Here is a 15433-nt window from a genome sequence, read left to right as displayed (position 1 = left end):
AGTCTACGGATGGCCACGGACATCGCGCGCAGCCGCCCGGGGGCGGACACGCGGGAGCCCCCGCGCCCCTCGGGTGAGGGGTGCGGGGGCTCCGGGCGTCGTCTCAGGCCTGCGGCAGGGCGGCCAGCTGGCCGCTGATCCGCTCGATGTCGGCCTCGGCCTTCGCGAGCCGGCCGCGGATCTTGTCGACCACGTTGTCCGGGGCCTTCGCCAGGAACGCCTCGTTGCCGAGCTTGCCGGTCGCCTGCGCCTTCTCCTTCCGCGCGGCCTCCAGGTCCTTCGTGAGGCGCTTGCGCTCGGCCGCCACGTCGATCGTGCCGGACAGGTCCAGCGCGACGGTCGCCCCGGCGACGGGCAGCGAGGCGGTGGCGTGGAAGCCGTCACCGGCCGGCTGGAGCCGGAGCAGCTGCCGCATGGCCGTCTCGTGCGGGGCGAGCGGGGTCCCGGTCAGGGTCAGCTCGGCCGGGACCTTCTGGCCGGGCTGGAGGCCCTGGTCGGAGCGGAAGCGGCGGACCTCGGTGACGACCTGCTGGACGAGCTCGATCTCCCGCTCGGCGGCGTCGTCGCGGAAGCCGCCCGGCGCGTCGGCGCCAGGAACGACCGCAGCCTTCGGCCAGTCCGCGATGACGATCGACTCGCGGCCGGTGAGGGCGGTCCACAGGGTCTCGGTGACGAAGGGGACGATCGGGTGCAGGAGGCGCAGCAGCTTGTCCAGGACCTCGCCGAGGACCCGCGCGGAGACCCTGGCCCCGTCGCCGCCCGCGAAGAACGTCGTCTTCGACAGCTCGACGTACCAGTCGAAGACCTCGTCCCACGCGAAGTGGTAGAGGACGTCGGCCAGCTTGGCGAACTGGTAGTCGTCGTAGTACGCGTCGGCCTGGGCGACGACCTTGTTGAGGCGCGAGAGGATCCACCGGTCGGCCGCCGACATCTCTTCGGCGGACGGCAGTTCGCCCTGGACCGTGGCGCCGTTCATGAGCGCGAAGCGGGTCGCGTTCCAGATCTTGTTGGCGAAGTTGCGGGACGCCTTGACCCAGTCCTCGCCGATCGGGACATCCGCGCCCGGGTTGGCACCGTTGGCCAGCGTGAAGCGGACGGCGTCGGAGCCGTACGCGTCCATCCAGTCGATCGGGTCGACCGCGTTGGGGTTGGACTTCGACATCTTCTTGCCGAACTCGTCGCGCACCAGGCCGGTCAGCGCGACCGTCCTGAACGGGACCTCCCCGTCCATGGCGTACAGGCCGAACATCATCATCCGGACGACCCAGAAGAAGATGATGTCGTGGCCGGTGAGCAGGACGTCGGTCGGATAGAACTTCGCCAGGTCCGGCGTCTCCTCCGGCCAGCCCAGCGTGGAGAAGGGCCACAGGCCGGACGAGAACCAGGTGTCGAGGACGTCCTCGTCCTGGGTCCAGCCCTCGCCGCTCGGGGGCTCCTCGCCGGGACCGACGCAGACGACCTGGCCCTCGGGGCCGTACCAGACCGGGATGCGGTGTCCCCACCACAACTGGCGCGAGATGCACCAGTCGTTGAGGTTGTCGACCCAGTCGAAGTACCGCTTCTCCATCTCCTTGGGGTGGAGCGCGACACGGCCGTCGCGGACCGCGTCGCCGGCGGACTTGGCGAGCGTCTCGACCTTGACCCACCACTGGAGGGAGAGCCGCGGCTCGACGGTCGTCTTGCAGCGTGAGCAGTGGCCGACGGCGTGCGTGTACGGGCGCTTCTCGGAGACGACGCGTCCCTGGTCACGCATGGCCTCGACGATGGCGGACCGGGCCTCGAAGCGGTCGAGTCCCTGGAATGGGCCGGGAACGGTGATGATGGCCCGCTCGTCCATGATCGTGAGCATTTCGAGCCCGTGCCGCTGCCCGATGGCGAAGTCGTTCGGGTCGTGGGCCGGGGTGACCTTGACCGCGCCGGTGCCGAACTCCGGGTCGACGTGGGCGTCGGCGACGACCGGGATGGTCCGGTCGGTCAGCGGCAGCTTGATCCGCTTGCCGATGAGGTGGGCGTAGCGCGCGTCGTCGGGGTGGACGGCGACGGCCGTGTCACCGAGCATCGTCTCGACGCGGGTGGTGGCGACGACGACGGTCTCGTCGCCCTCGCCGTACTTCAGCGAGACCAGCTCGCCGTCGTCGTCCTGGTAGTCGACCTCGATGTCGGAGATCGCGGTCAGACAGCGCGGGCACCAGTTGATGATGCGTTCGGCGCGGTAGATCAGCCCGTCGTCGTAGAGGTTCTTGAAGATCGTCTGGACGGCCTCGGACAGGCCCTCGTCCATGGTGAAGCGCTCGCGCGACCAGTCCAGACCGGCACCGAGGCGTCGCAGCTGGCCGAGGATCCGGCCGCCGTACTCCTCCTTCCACTGCCAGGTCTTGGCGACGAAGGCCTCACGGCCGATGTCGTGCCGGGACTTGCCCTCCTCGGCGAGCTGCTGCTCGACCTTGTTCTGCGTGGCGATGCCGGCGTGGTCCATGCCGGGCAGCCACAGCGTCTCGTAGCCCTGCATGCGCTTGCGGCGCGTGAGGGCGTCCATGAGCGTGACCTGGAAGGCATGGCCCAGGTGCAGGGCTCCGGTGACGTTGGGCGGCGGGATGACGATGGTGAACGGCGGCTTCTCACTCTTCGCGTCCGCCTCGAAGTACCCGCGTTCTACCCAGCGCTCGTACAGCTTCCCCTCTACCTCGGCCGGCGTGTACTGGGTCGGCAGTTCGGGGTTGCTGGCTGGCTGCTGCGCTGGGTTCTCGGTCACGCGGACAGTTTAGAGCCGTTACAGGAGTGCCCCGAAACCGGTTTGTTCCGTAACGGTGTGCCTCCCGGTGGTCCGCGCGCGCGGGGCTTCCGTCAGGATGTTCGCAACGCGTAAGTATCACGAACAGGGGACACCGCAGATGAGCTACAACCAGCCGGGTCCGTACGGTGGCCAGCCGCCGCAGGGCCAGCCCGGACCGTACGGCCAGCAGCCGGGCCCGTACGGCGGTCAGCCGCCGCAGGGCCAGCCCGGCTACGGCTACCCGCAGCAGGCCCCCCAGGGCGTCCCGCCCCAGCAGCAGCCGCAGCCCGGTTACGGCTACCCGCCGGCCCAGCAGCCGGGCCCGTACGGCCAGCAGCCGCCCACTCCTCCGTACGGCGGCCAGCAGGCGTACGGCCAGCAGCCGGGCTTCCCCCCGCCGGCCCCCGCGAAGAAGAAGACGGGGCTGATCGTGGGCGCGGTCATAGTGGCCCTGGCGGTCATCGGCGGCGGGGTGTACTTCCTGACGTCGGACGGCGGCAGCGGCTCCGTCGCGTCCTCCACCAAGGGCTACAAGCTGACGCCGCCGGACGCAGTCGGCGAGTACAAGAAGAGCAACGACTCCTCCGACAACAAGACCGGGCCGCTGACGGGCAAGGACAAGACCGAGGCCGAGGCGATGGGCATGAAGTCGCCCACCGAGGCGAGCGCCGGCTACACCAGCGGGGACATGGAGAAGAACCCGCTCACGGCGAAGATGCTCATGCTCAAGGGTCTGTGGGGCGAGGTCGACGACCCCGCGAAGGCGGTCGACGCGGCCTTCGCGAGCGCCAAGGAGGAGATGGGCAAGGACGAGGGCGACGGCGACAGCGAGGTCTCGCTCGTCGGCTCCCCCGAGACCGCCGAGCCCAAGGGCTTCGACGGCGCCCTGATGAAGTGCCAGGTGCTCAAGAGCATCAACAAGGACGCCGACGGTTCAGTCGCGAAGGGCCCCAAGGAGCTCAACACGCCCGTTTGCATCTGGGCCGACTACAGCACCGTCGGCATCGTCTTCGCCGTCGACGTCGGCGCGGCCATGACCGGCAAGAGCATGGCCACCGACGAGGTCGCCGACCTCGCCGCCAAGCTCTACAACACGTCCCGCACCAAGATCTGACCGCGGCGACGCGAAGGGGCGCCCCGGCCGGTTTTCCGGCGGGGCGCCCCTTCGTGTGTGTGCGGGCTAGCGCACCGCGTTACGCGGACTTCTCGTGGCGGCCCTCGTCGCCCTTGCCGATCGTGCGCGGCTCGCGCGGGACCAGGGTCGGGTTGACGTTGTTGCGGACCACGTCGGCGGTGATGACCACACGGGCGACGTCCTTGCGGGAGGGGACCTCGTACATCACCGACTGGAGGACCTCCTCCATGATCGCGCGCAGGCCGCGGGCGCCGGTCTGGCGCAGGATCGCCTGGTCGGCGATGGCCTCCAGGGCCTCGCGCTCGAAGTCCAGCTCCACGCCGTCGAGTTCGAAGAGGCGCTGGTACTGCTTGACCAGGGCGTTGCGCGGCTCGATGAGGATCTGGAGCAGGGCCTCGCGGTCCAGGTTGTGGACCGAGGTCAGGACGGGGAGACGGCCGATGAACTCGGGGATCATCCCGAACTTCACCAGGTCCTCCGGCATGACCTCCTGGAACTGGTCGCTCGCCTGGATCTCCCGCTTGGAGCGGATCGTGGCGCCGAAGCCGATGCCCTTGGCGCCGGCCCGGGACTCGATGATCTTCTCCAGGCCGGAGAACGCGCCGCCCACGATGAACAGGACGTTCGTCGTGTCGATCTGGATGAACTCCTGGTGCGGGTGCTTGCGGCCGCCCTGGGGCGGTACGGAGGCGGTGGTGCCCTCCAGGATCTTCAGCAGGGCCTGCTGGACGCCCTCGCCGGAGACATCGCGGGTGATCGACGGGTTCTCGCTCTTGCGGGCGACCTTGTCGATCTCGTCGATGTAGATGATCCCGGTCTCGGCCTTCTTGACGTCGTAGTCCGCCGCCTGGATCAGCTTCAGCAGGATGTTCTCGACGTCCTCGCCGACGTAGCCGGCCTCCGTCAGCGCCGTCGCGTCCGCGATGGCGAACGGGACGTTGAGCATGCGGGCCAGGGTCTGCGCGAGCAGCGTCTTGCCGGAGCCCGTGGGGCCCAGCAGCAGGATGTTGGACTTGGCGAGTTCGATCGCGTCGTCGCGGCCCGCCCCGCCGCCGTTCTCGCCGGCCTGGACCCGCTTGTAGTGGTTGTACACAGCGACCGAGAGGGCCTTCTTCGCGGGCTCCTGCCCGACGACGTATCCCTCCAGGAACTCGTAGATCTCGCGAGGCTTGGGAAGCTCCTCCCAGCGGACCTCGCTCGTCTCGGCGAGCTCCTCCTCGATGATCTCGTTGCAGAGATCGATGCACTCGTCGCAGATGTACACACCGGGACCCGCGATGAGCTTCTTCACCTGCTTCTGGCTCTTTCCGCAGAACGAGCACTTGAGCAGGTCGCCGCCATCACCGATGCGTGCCACGAGGTGCTTCCCCTTCGCCTGGGAGACGCCTGGTTCAGCGGCTCCTGTGCCTCTATCCGACGGTACCTTGCCTGGCCCCCCATGCGGGCCCCCCTTGGCACGGTTCACACGGCCGGAGCCGGGTGCCGCCGCCGTGCCAAGGGGCTCGGGCGCAGGTCAGGCGAGCGCGCCGGCCGCGCTCTTGCGGGTCGACACGATCTGGTCGACGAGACCGTAGGCGAGGGAGTCCTCGGCGGTCAGGATCTTGTCGCGCTCGATGTCGTCGCGGATCTTCTCGATCGGCGTGGTGGAGTGCTTGGCGAGCAGCTCCTCCAGCTGGGTCCGCATGCGCAGGATCTCGTTGGCCGCGATCTCCAGGTCGGAGAGCTGCTCACGGCCGGTCTGCGAGGACGGCTGGTGGATCAGCACACGGGCGTTCGGGAGCGCCATGCGCTTGCCCGGGGTGCCCGCGGCCAGCAGCACCGCGGCGGCGGAGGCCGCCTGGCCCATGCAGACCGTCTGGATGTCCGGCTTCACGAACTGCATCGTGTCGTAGATCGCGGTGAGCGCGGTGAACGAGCCGCCGGGGCTGTTGATGTAGATGGAGATGTCCCGGTCCGGGTCCATCGACTCCAGGCACAGCAGCTGCGCCATGACGTCGTTGGCGGACGCGTCGTCGATCTGCACGCCGAGGAAGATCACGCGCTCCTCGAAGAGCTTCGCGTACGGGTCGTACTCGCGCACGCCCTGCGAGGTGCGCTCCACGAAGCGCGGCACGATGTAGCGGTTGTCCACCTGCGGGCCCGTGTAGAGGCCGCTCGCGGAGGCGCCGGGGAAGTTGTTCATGTGGGTGTTCACCATCCTGGTGGCGTTCTGTGGCTGGGTGTCTCGGCGTACGAGAGATGCGGTGCGGTACGGGCGCTGTCCGGGGGTCCGGATCAGGCGCCGGTGCCGCCGCCGCCCGGAACGCCCGATGCGATCGAGATGATCTCGTCGATGAGGCCGTAGTCCTTGGCCTCCTCCGCGGTGTACCAGCGGTCGCGGTCGCCGTCGCGGATGATCGTCTCCACGGTCTGGCCGGAGTGGCGGGCGGTGATCTCCGCCATGCGCTGCTTGGTGCGCAGCAGGTACTGGGCCTGGATCTTGATGTCCGAGGCCGTACCGCCGATACCGGCCGAGCCCTGGTGCATGAGGATGTCGGTGTTCGGGAGCGCGAAGCGCTTGCCGGCGGTGCCGCCGGTGAGCAGGAACTGGCCCATCGAGGCCGCCATGCCCATGCCGATGGTGACGACGTCGTTCGGGATGTACTGCATGGTGTCGTAGACCGCCATGCCGGCCGTCACCGAACCGCCGGGGCTGTTGATGTAGAGGTAGATGTCCTTCTCCGGCTCCGCGGCGAGGAGAAGCAGCTGCGCGGTGATCTTGTTGGCGATGTCATCGTCGACCTGCTGACCGAGGAAGATGATGCGCTCGCCGAGCAGCCGGCTGTAGACCTGGTCACCGAGGCCTCCACCGAGGGACGGCTCTCCGGCGGCGTAGGGCATCAGATTCGTCACGTATCCACCTGCTCGTCTCTGACGGCTCCGGCCGTCTCAGCGTCTTCGTACCGGGTGGGCCGGGACTACCCGACCCTTCCTCTTCATGGACCCTAACGCGCAGGTGGAACAACGCCATCCCGCTTCCGCGACTGTTCGCTGGGAGCGCAAGGTCCGCAGCCCGCACGCGGGTTGTGGCGAAACGTCCGCCGGTACGACGACGGGCCCCGGACGCGGTGGCGTCCGGAGCCCGTCGTACCGGGTCAGCGCGAGGCTCAGGCCTCGGTCTTCTCCTCGGCGGCGGCCTCGGTGGCCTCGGCGGCGGCCTCGGTGGCCTCCTCCGCTGCCTCCTCGTCGTCCTCCAGCTCGACAACCTCACCGTTGGTGTCGACGACCTTGGCGGCCTCGACCACGACGGCAAGCGCCTTGCCGCGGGCGACCTCGCCGACGAGCATCGGCACCTGGCCGCCCTCGACGACGGCCTGGGCGAACTGGTCCGGGCTCATGCCGGAGGAGGCCGCACGCCGCATGAGGTGCTCGGTGAGCTCCTCCTGGTTGACGTTCAGCTTCTCCTTGTTGACGAGCTCGTCCAGGATGAACTGGGTCTTGATGCCCTTGACGGCCTGCTCGGACGTCTCGGCCTCGAACTCCTCGGCGGTCTTGCCCTGGATCTCCAGGTACTTGTCGAGGGTGAGACCCATCTGACCGAGCTGGTGGTGCTCCAGGTTGTGCTTGCGGGTCTGGACCTCGTCCGCGAGCAGCTTCTCCGGGATCGGGACCTCGGCGAGCTTCAGCAGCTCCTCCAGGACGCGCTCCTGGGCCTGGGTGGCCTGGTCGTACTGCTTGGTGTTCTCCAGGCGCTTGCGGCTGTCGGCCTTCAGCTCCTCCAGCGTGTCGAACTCGCTGGCCATCTGGGCGAAGTCGTCGTCCAGCTCGGGCAGCTCGCGGGCGGCGACGGCGGTGACCTTGACGGTGACCTCGGCCTCCTTGCCCTCGGCGGAGCCGCCCTTGAGCTCGGAGGTGAAGGTGGCCTCGCCACCGGCCTCCAGACCCGTCACGGCCTCGTCGATGCCCTCCAGGAGCTCGCCGGAACCGATGGTGTACGAGACACCGTCGGCCACGCCGTCCTCCAGGACCTCGCCGTCGACCTTGGCCTGCAGGTCGATCGTGACGACGTCGCCCTCGGCGGCGGCGCGCTCGACCGGGTTGGTGGAGGCGAAGCGGCCGCGCAGCTGCTCGACGGCCTGGTCGACGTCCTCGTCGGTGACCTCGATGGCGTCGACGGTGACCTCGATGCCGGAGTAGTCCGGGATCTCGATCTCGGGGCGCACGTCGACCTCGGCGGTGAAGGCCAGCAGCTCGCCGTCCTTCAGCTCCGTGATGTCGACCTCGGGCTGGCCGAGGACGTTCAGCTCACCCTCGTTGACGGCCTCGGTGTAGAACTTCGGGAGCGCGTCGTTGACGGCCTCCTCCAGCACAGCACCACGGCCGAACCGCTGGTCGATGACCCGGCTGGGGATCTTGCCCTTGCGGAACCCCTTCACCGTGACCTGCTGGTTGATCTTCTTGTACGCCGCGTCGAGGCTGTCCTTGAGCTCCTCGAAGGGCACCTCGATGCTGAGCCGAACCCGGGTCGGGTTCAGGGTCTCCACGGCGCTCTTCACGGTTCGGTCTCCTTGGTGGCTGACTTCTTGGGGTTCTGCTCCGCCGCACGGGGGGCGGCTTCGCGGACCGAGCCCGGTACATCAGACACACGGGCACGCATTTTGCATAGTAACGGCAAGGGGGAGAACTCCCGCAATGCGATCTTGCCGGTGGTCGGGGTGGCCGGATTCGAACCGACGACCTTCCGCTCCCAAAGCGGACGCGCTACCAAGCTGCGCCACACCCCGTCGGTGCGACACGTAGGGTACATGCAGCAGGGCACCGGGCCCCCCGCTTTGCACGCGCCGCCGCGCGGCCGGGGGAAGGGGTGTGCGGGCGGCGCCCGCGACCCGCTACGATGCTTGTCGTGCCGCGGTCGTCGTGACCTGCGGCGCCGTCTCTGCGGGCGTAGCTCAATGGTAGAGCCCTAGTCTTCCAAACTAGCTACGCGGGTTCGATTCCCGTCGCCCGCTCCATCGCGAAGGGCCCGGTCCGGTGGACCGGGCCCTTCCGCGTCCCGCCGGCTCCGCGGCCCGGAGGCCGCCCGGCGGCTCAGAAGCTGATCTGGCTGATCGAGTCGATGATCGAGTGCATGAACCTGTTGATCGACGGGCCCATGCCCGTCGGCGCCAGGAAGAAGCCGAAGAGCGCCGCGACAACCGCGGGCCCGGCCTTGATCGAGCCGCTTCGGATCATGACGACCAGGATGATCCCCAACAGAAGCACCACAGACAGCGAAATGGCCACGACTGCTCACACCCTCGGTCGGTCCGCCTTGCCGGCCCGGAGATGTGCGGCCGTGCACCCTCCGTCGCTTCCATCGTGCCACCAACTCCCCCCGGGTTGTTGCCCGGTGACGTATCGACCTGTCGATATCGCGCCATCTTGCGCCCCTTGCGCCCCCTGTGCGCCGGGTCACAGCGGAACCGCGTGACCCTGCGGCGCCCGCCGCTCCGGGCCGTCGCCACCAAGGCCGCCCGTTCCTTCACGACCGCAGTTCGGGGCGATATGCAACGGTGATCGTTTCTGTATCCACACAGTTTATTCACAGGCAAATTCGACGCCGAACGCGAGGTAATTCACTTCGGTCAACTGCCTGACGGTTTGCCCCATTTGATGCGGATGAAAACGTACATAACGGTCAGATTCCATTGGTTTGGCATTTGATATGCAGGGAAGACGCGCTATTCAACGGCGGTTTTACGAATGGCAATCGAGACGTCTAGGGTGCCTGAGATGTTCCACGCTCCGAACGCAATGCAGAGGGCCGCGCTCCCCCCGGCGACCAGGGAGTCGGAGCCCAGACACCCTGCGCAGACGGCGGTGCGGGAGGCCCCCGCCCCGATGGCGGACCGGCCGGCTCGGGGCGGCCCGGCCAAGAAGCGTGACCCCTTCTTCGACAACGCCAAGTACCTCGCCATCGTGCTCGTCGCGGTGGCGCACTCGTGGGTCCCGGTCATGGACGGCAGCCGGACCGCCCGCGCGCTGTACATGGTCGTGTACACGTTCCACATGCCCGCCTTCATCCTCATCTCGGGTTATTTCTCCCGGTCGTTCGACCTGAGCGCCACCAAGGTGAAGCGGCTGGTCACCGGTGTCGCCGTGCCGTACGTGGTGTTCGAGACGGCGTACTCACTGTTCCGGCGGTACGCCAACGACCAGCCGGACGCCGCGATCAGCCTGCTGGAGCCCTGGTACCTGACCTGGTTCCTGGCCGCCCTGTTCATCTGGCGGCTCACCACGCCGATCTGGCGCAACCTCCGCCACCCGCTGGCGATTTCCCTCGTGATCGCCGTCCTCGCCTCGCTCGCCCCCAGCATCGGTGACGACCTCGACCTGCCGCGCGTCCTGCAGTTCCTGCCGTTCTTCGTGCTCGGACTCCAGCTGAAGCCCGAGCACTTCGAGCTGGTCCGCCGCCGGGAGGCACGGCTGCTGGCGCTGCCGCTGTTCGCCGGCGCGCTGGTCTTCGCGTACTGGGCGGCGCCCCGGATGCAACTGGGCTGGTTCCTGCGGGACTCCAGCGCCCAGGACATGGGGGCGCCCTGGTGGTCGGGCGCGGTGATGACCCTGGCGCTGTTCGGCTGCGCGACGCTGCTGACGGCCGGGTTCCTGGCGCTGGTCCCGCGCCGCCACATGTGGTTCACGGTGCTCGGCGCCGGCACGATCTGCGGCTACCTGCTGCACGGCTTCCTGGTGAAGGGCGCCGACTACGCGGGCGTCTTCGACGACCACACCTGGCTGGTCGGCCCGGCGGGCCTGGTGATCGTGACCGTGGTCGCCTCCACCGCCGTCACCCTGCTGTGCACGCCGCCGGTGCGGCGGGTACTGCGCTGCGTGACCGAACCGGACATGGACTGGGCCTTCCGCCGGGACGCCGCCCGGATCTGACCCCTCCGCACGCACCCCGCGAAGCCCGGCCCCCGCGGCCGGGCTTCGTCGTGCTCACCGGTGTTGGCTCAATCCCGACGCTCCGGGGGCGCGTCCGGCACGGTGAGCCCCAAGAGCTCCCGCACCCGCGCATACTTCGCGGTCAGCCGGGTACGGGTGGCCGGCTCCAGCACCGCGAGGCGGGCAGGGTCGGCGTTGTGCGCGAGGTCCGCCTCCTTGACCAGCAGGGCGCCGGGCGTCGCCAGGATGCGCCGGGCGTACGCCTCCGGCTCCTCGCCGGCCCGCTTGGTGACCGCGAGCACCATGTCCTTGACCTCCTGCGGCAGTGCGGCTCCGGCCAGCCACTCGGCCGACAGCGCGTCGTCCTCCACCGCGTCGTGCAGCCAGGCCGCGGCGATCTGCTGGTCGCTGCCCCCTCCGATCCGTACGCCTTCCGCGACGGCCGCGAGGTGCTCCGCGTAGGGGCGGCCGGCCTTGTCCCGCTGGGCGGCGTGGGCCTCGCGGGCGAGGGCCTCGACCTCGGCCAGGGTCAGTTGGGCGTGTGATGCGGTCATGGCGAGGACTCTAGAACGTACCTCGTCCCCCGGCCGGAGAGTTGCAAGGTCAATCGTTCGGTAAACTAACTGCTGACGATTCCTTGACGATCTCTTGACTCTTCGAAAGGTCAGGCTCATCGGACACGCAGACACGCTCATCGCCATGGGCGGTGCCTTCCTCGCCGCCGCGGTCCTCGCCCGCGCGGGCAGCCGCATCGGACTGCCCACGATCCCCCTGTTCATCCTGGCCGGAATCCTGCTCGGCCCGCACACCCCCGGCATCGTCCTCGTCGCCGACCCGCACGACCTGGAAATGCTCTCCGCGCTCGGCCTGGTGCTGCTCCTCTTCTACCTGGGCCTGGAGTTCCACCTCGACGACCTCAAGGCGGGCGGCCGCAAGATGGCCGTCGCCGGAGGCACCTATCTCGCCCTGAACGTCGGCGCCGGGCTCGGCTTCGGCTTCGCGCTCGGCTGGGGCACCTCCGAGGCGCTGGTGCTCGCCGGGGTGCTCGGCATCTCCTCGTCGGCCATCGTCACCAAGGTGCTGGTCGACCTCGGCCGGATCGGCAACCCGGAGACCCGGCCCATCCTCGGCATCATCGTCGTCGAGGACGTCTTCCTCGCCCTCTATCTGGCGGCCCTGCAACCGATCCTCTCCGGCGCCGACAGCCTCGCCGCGGCGGCGGTCGACGGCGGCAAGGCCTTCGGCTTCCTGCTGCTGCTCGCCCTCGCCGCCCGGTACGGCACCCGGGTCGTCGGGAAGCTGATCGGGACCCGGGACGACGAACTCCTGGTCATCTCCTTCCTCGGCGCCGCCGTCCTGGTGGCCGGGATCTCGGAGTGGTTCGGCGTCGCGGACGCGATCGGCGCCTTCATGGTCGGGCTCATGCTCGGCAGCACGTCGTCGGGCGAGCGCATCCTCAAGCTGGTGCACCCGCTGCGCGACGCGTTCGGCGCGATCTTCTTCTTCGCCTTCGGGATCTCCATCGACCCGGGCGACCTGCCGACCGTGCTGTGGCCGGTGCTGGCCGCCGTCGCGGTCACCCTCGCGATGAACGTCTGCGCCGGGATCGCCGCCGCCAAGGTGTACGGCTTCGGCCCGCAGGCCACCGCGAACATCTCGACCACCCTGGTGGCGCGAGGCGAGTTCGCCCTGATCCTCGCCACGATGGCGGCGGGCGCCGGGCTCGACGAACGGCTCTCCCCGTTCATCGCGGGCTATGTACTGGTCCTCGCCGTCCTGGCCCCGCTGGCGGCCGGGCGCTCGCACTGGCTGGCGCGCTTCCTGCCGGGCGGACCGAAACCGGCGCTCCCCGAGCCCGTGCGGGCCGGCTCAGGACTTCCGTGACAGGAGCAGCAGCGCCCGGTCGTCGTTGACGTCCTTGGCGCAGGCCTCGATCAGGTGCCAGGCCGCGCCCTCGAAGCCGGTGCTGACATAGCGGTCGGCCTCGCCGGTCAGCCGGTCGATGCCCTCCGCGATGTCCCGGTCCGCCGCCTCCACCAGCCCGTCGGTGAAGAGCATCAGCACGTCGCCGGGGGCGAGATGGCCCTTCACCGCGTCGAACTCGGCGCCGTCGTACACCCCGAGCAGCGGGCCCTCCGCCGCCTTCTCCTCCCACTGGCCGCTGCCGGCGTGGAGCTGGAGGGCGGGCGGGTGGCCCGCCGAGAGGAGTTCGTAGTCGCCCGTCTCCAGGTCGAGGACCAGGTGGATGGAGGTGGCGAAGCCCTCGTCCCAGTCCTGGCGCAGCAGATATCCGTTGGCGGCGGGCAGGAAGCCGTGCGGCGGCAGGGAGCCGAGGAGCCCGCCGAAGGCGCCGGACAGCAGCAGGGCGCGGGAGCCCGCGTCCATGCCCTTGCCGGAGACGTCGGTGAGGACGGCTTCCAGGGTGCGGCCGTTGTGGGTGCGGGCGGCGACGACGAAGTCCCCGGAGAAGGACTGCCCGCCGGCCGGGCGCAGCGCCATCTCGCGGTGCCAGCCCTGCGGGAGCCGGGGCAGCGAGCTCTGGACCCGGATGCGTTCGCGCAGGTCGAAGAGCATGGTGCCGCCGCGCCGCCAGGGCACGCCGACCCGGGCGCGGAACTGGGCGAGGATCAGCCCGAAGAACCCGCAGGCGGCGACGGTGAGCACGGTGCCCGGGGTGACCCTGGCCGGGCCGTCCTCGTAGGGTCCGAGCCAGATGGACTCGACGATGAGGGCGGCGGCGGCCGCCGCGTACAGGCCGAGGAGGCTGGCGGGGCGCAGCAGCAGTCCGCCCGCGACGATCGGCAGGACGAGCATGGTGGGCGCGCACCAGACCGGGTCGGCCAGGGTGACGCAGGTGATGGCCGGGATGAGGAGCAGCAGGCCGGCCAGGGCGATCCAGTCGGAACCGTCGCCGCGGAAGTAGTCGACCCCGGACCGGCGCAGCGTGCTGTAGACCCGGTGCGCCGATTTCCGCCATCGGGCCGGGTACGTCTCTGCTCCTGCGCGTCGGGCCATTGCGGGGACCTTATCCACCCGGCGGCCTCCGGTGCAGGGGGACCCCGTGACAATGTGTTCGAAATCGGCCCGGCCGATGTTGTACTGACGGGTAGGGCGTCGGCCCTAGACGGACTGGCAGCCCGGACACCAGAAGAGGTTGCGGGCGGCGAGGTCGGCGGTGCGGATCTCGGTGCCGCAGATGTGGCAGCCCTGGCGGGCGCGCCGGTAGACGTAGACCTCGCCGCCGTGGTCGTCGACGCGCGGCGGGCGGCCCATCGCCTCGGGCAGGTGCTCGGGGCGGACGGTGTCGATCCGGTTGTTCCGTACGCCCTCGCGCATCAGCTCGCCCAGGTCCGCCCAGATCGCGTCCCACTCCCGGCGGGTGAGGTCCCTGCCCGCCCGGTACGGGTCGATGCCGTGCCGGAACAGCACCTCGGCGCGGTAGACGTTGCCGACGCCCGCGATGACCTTCTGGTCCATGAGGAGGGCGGCGACGGTGATCCGGCTGCGGGAGATCCGCTGCCAGGCCCGCTCGCCGTCCTCGCCGGTGCGCAGCGGGTCGGGGCCGAGCCGGTCGTGTATCGCGCGCTTCTCGGCGTCGGTGATCAGGGCGCAGGTGGTGGGGCCGCGCAGGTCCGCGTGGTGTGCGTCGTTCACCAGACGCAGCCGGACGGTGTCGGTGGGCGGCGGGGCCGGCACCGTACCGAAGTTCAGCTTGCCGAAGAGGCCGAGGTGGATGTGGACCCAGCCGGTGTCCGGGAAGCCGAGGAAGAGGTGCTTGCCGTGGGCGTCCGCCGTGCCGAGGACCCGGCCGTCGAGCAGGGCGGCGCTGTCCGCGAACTTCCCCTGCGGACTGCTCACCCTCACCGGCCGGCCGGCGAAGCGCTCACGGTGGTCGTCGGCGAGGCGGTGGATCGTGTGTCCCTCGGGCACGGTGGCGGGTCTCCTGATGGTGCGGGGGCCGGACATGGCTGTGCCGCCGGAAGGACCGGCGGCACAGGAAGCGGTCAGCCCTGCTGCGGGTGGTGGGCCGGGATCGGGGGGAGCTCGCCGGTGTTCTCGTACGCCGTGAGCATGTCGATGCGGCGGGTGTGCCGCTCCTCGCCGGAGTACGGGGTGGCGAGGAAGATCTCGACGAACTTGGTGGACTCCTCGACCGTGTGCATCCGGCCGCCGATGGAGATCACGTTGGCGTCGTTGTGCTCGCGGCCGAGCGCGGCGGTCTGCTCGCTCCAGGCGAGTGCGGCGCGGACGCCCTTGACCTTGTTGGCGGCGATCTGCTCGCCGTTGCCGGAGCCGCCGATCACGATGCCGAGGCTGTCCGGGTCGGCGGCCGTCTTCTCCGCGGCCCGGAGGCAGAACGGCGGGTAGTCGTCCTGGGCGTCGTAGACGTGGGGACCGCAGTCGACGACTTCGTGGCCCTGTGCCTTGAGCCACTCGACGAGGTGGTTCTTGAGTTCGTAACCGGCATGGTCGGATCCGAGGTACACGCGCATGGGAGGAGTGTGGCACGAGCGGCGCCGGGCGGCCGACGACGGGGGGTTCGGGCGCGCGGCGATACCTGACAGTGGATGTCGTGTAGGGCGGGGAGGCTGGGTGCGCACCTGATCGAGCGAGCGACTGGA

General features: G+C 69.6%; 13 protein-coding genes and 2 tRNA genes. 4 read left to right on the top strand and 11 right to left on the bottom strand.

What is annotated here, in order from left to right; genetic code table 11:
• Nucleotides 1-103: 103 nt before the first annotated feature.
• A complete protein-coding gene (locus EAO73_RS17600) occupies nucleotides 104-2752 on the bottom strand; it encodes a valine--tRNA ligase (RefSeq protein ID WP_147972499.1) in 2649 nt (882 codons plus the stop codon).
• Between the two features lie 139 nt (nucleotides 2753-2891).
• Between EAO73_RS17600 and EAO73_RS17595 the strand changes: the two genes are divergently transcribed.
• Complete coding sequence (locus tag EAO73_RS17595) at nucleotides 2892-3887, top strand: hypothetical protein (protein WP_147972498.1); 996 nt, start codon at nucleotides 2892-2894, stop codon at nucleotides 3885-3887.
• A gap of 79 nt (nucleotides 3888-3966) precedes the next feature.
• Here the strand turns inward: EAO73_RS17595 and clpX are convergent, their stop codons facing one another.
• From clpX to EAO73_RS17570, 5 genes are all read right to left on the bottom strand, one after another.
• Nucleotides 3967-5265 (bottom strand): ATP-dependent Clp protease ATP-binding subunit ClpX, encoded by a 1299-nt coding sequence (clpX, locus tag EAO73_RS17590; protein ID WP_018103185.1) that lies wholly within the window; start codon nucleotides 5263-5265, stop codon nucleotides 3967-3969.
• A 156-nt stretch (nucleotides 5266-5421) separates the two neighbouring features.
• Nucleotides 5422-6105, bottom strand: a complete 684-nt coding sequence (locus EAO73_RS17585; protein WP_018518168.1) for an ATP-dependent Clp protease proteolytic subunit — start codon at nucleotides 6103-6105, stop codon at nucleotides 5422-5424.
• Nucleotides 6106-6182: 77 nt separating this feature from the next.
• Nucleotides 6183-6788: an ATP-dependent Clp protease proteolytic subunit gene (locus EAO73_RS17580; protein ID WP_191134184.1), complete on the bottom strand. Its 606-nt coding sequence runs from the start codon at nucleotides 6786-6788 to the stop codon at nucleotides 6183-6185.
• Between the two features lie 266 nt (nucleotides 6789-7054).
• Nucleotides 7055-8443 (bottom strand): trigger factor, encoded by a 1389-nt coding sequence (gene tig / locus EAO73_RS17575; protein WP_147972496.1) that lies wholly within the window; start codon nucleotides 8441-8443, stop codon nucleotides 7055-7057.
• Between the two features lie 151 nt (nucleotides 8444-8594).
• Nucleotides 8595-8671, bottom strand: a tRNA-Pro gene (locus EAO73_RS17570).
• A gap of 154 nt (nucleotides 8672-8825) precedes the next feature.
• Here EAO73_RS17570 and EAO73_RS17565 point away from each other — a divergent pair.
• A tRNA-Gly gene (locus EAO73_RS17565) sits at nucleotides 8826-8899 on the top strand.
• 76 nt (nucleotides 8900-8975) lie between these two features.
• Here EAO73_RS17565 and EAO73_RS17560 read toward each other — a convergent pair.
• Nucleotides 8976-9170, bottom strand: coding sequence for a hypothetical protein (locus tag EAO73_RS17560; RefSeq protein ID WP_147972495.1), 195 nt, complete (start codon nucleotides 9168-9170; stop codon nucleotides 8976-8978).
• A gap of 489 nt (nucleotides 9171-9659) precedes the next feature.
• Here EAO73_RS17560 and EAO73_RS17555 point away from each other — a divergent pair, with 489 nt between their 5' ends.
• The gene (locus EAO73_RS17555) at nucleotides 9660-10811 is read left to right on the top strand and encodes an acyltransferase family protein (protein WP_147972494.1); all 1152 of its coding nucleotides are present in this window, start codon (nucleotides 9660-9662) and stop codon (nucleotides 10809-10811) included.
• Nucleotides 10812-10879: 68 nt separating this feature from the next.
• On the opposite strand, the gene EAO73_RS17550 is transcribed toward EAO73_RS17555, so the two are convergent.
• Entirely contained in the window at nucleotides 10880-11365 is a 486-nt protein-coding gene (locus EAO73_RS17550; protein WP_147972493.1) for an HD domain-containing protein, read from the bottom strand.
• A 145-nt stretch (nucleotides 11366-11510) separates the two neighbouring features.
• Here EAO73_RS17550 and EAO73_RS17545 point away from each other — a divergent pair, with 145 nt between their 5' ends.
• Entirely contained in the window at nucleotides 11511-12695 is a 1185-nt protein-coding gene (locus EAO73_RS17545; protein ID WP_147972492.1) for a cation:proton antiporter, read from the top strand.
• Here EAO73_RS17545 and EAO73_RS17540 read toward each other — a convergent pair.
• From EAO73_RS17540 to EAO73_RS17530, 3 genes are all read right to left on the bottom strand, one after another.
• Nucleotides 12681-13826: a PP2C family protein-serine/threonine phosphatase gene (locus tag EAO73_RS17540; protein WP_147972491.1), complete on the bottom strand. Its 1146-nt coding sequence runs from the start codon at nucleotides 13824-13826 to the stop codon at nucleotides 12681-12683. The two genes, EAO73_RS17545 and EAO73_RS17540, sit on opposite strands and share 15 nt — an antisense overlap.
• A gap of 105 nt (nucleotides 13827-13931) precedes the next feature.
• On the bottom strand, nucleotides 13932-14741 hold the full coding sequence (locus EAO73_RS17535; RefSeq protein WP_147973501.1) for an Fpg/Nei family DNA glycosylase: 810 nt from the start codon (nucleotides 14739-14741) through the stop codon (nucleotides 13932-13934).
• Between the two features lie 74 nt (nucleotides 14742-14815).
• Entirely contained in the window at nucleotides 14816-15304 is a 489-nt protein-coding gene (locus EAO73_RS17530) for a ribose-5-phosphate isomerase (protein ID WP_147972490.1), read from the bottom strand.
• Between the last annotated feature and the right edge of the window lie 129 nt (nucleotides 15305-15433).

Source organism: Streptomyces sp. col6, from assembly GCF_008042035.1.
GTDB lineage: Bacteria > Actinomycetota > Actinomycetes > Streptomycetales > Streptomycetaceae > Streptomyces.
This window is presented reverse-complemented; position numbering and strand designations above follow the sequence as displayed.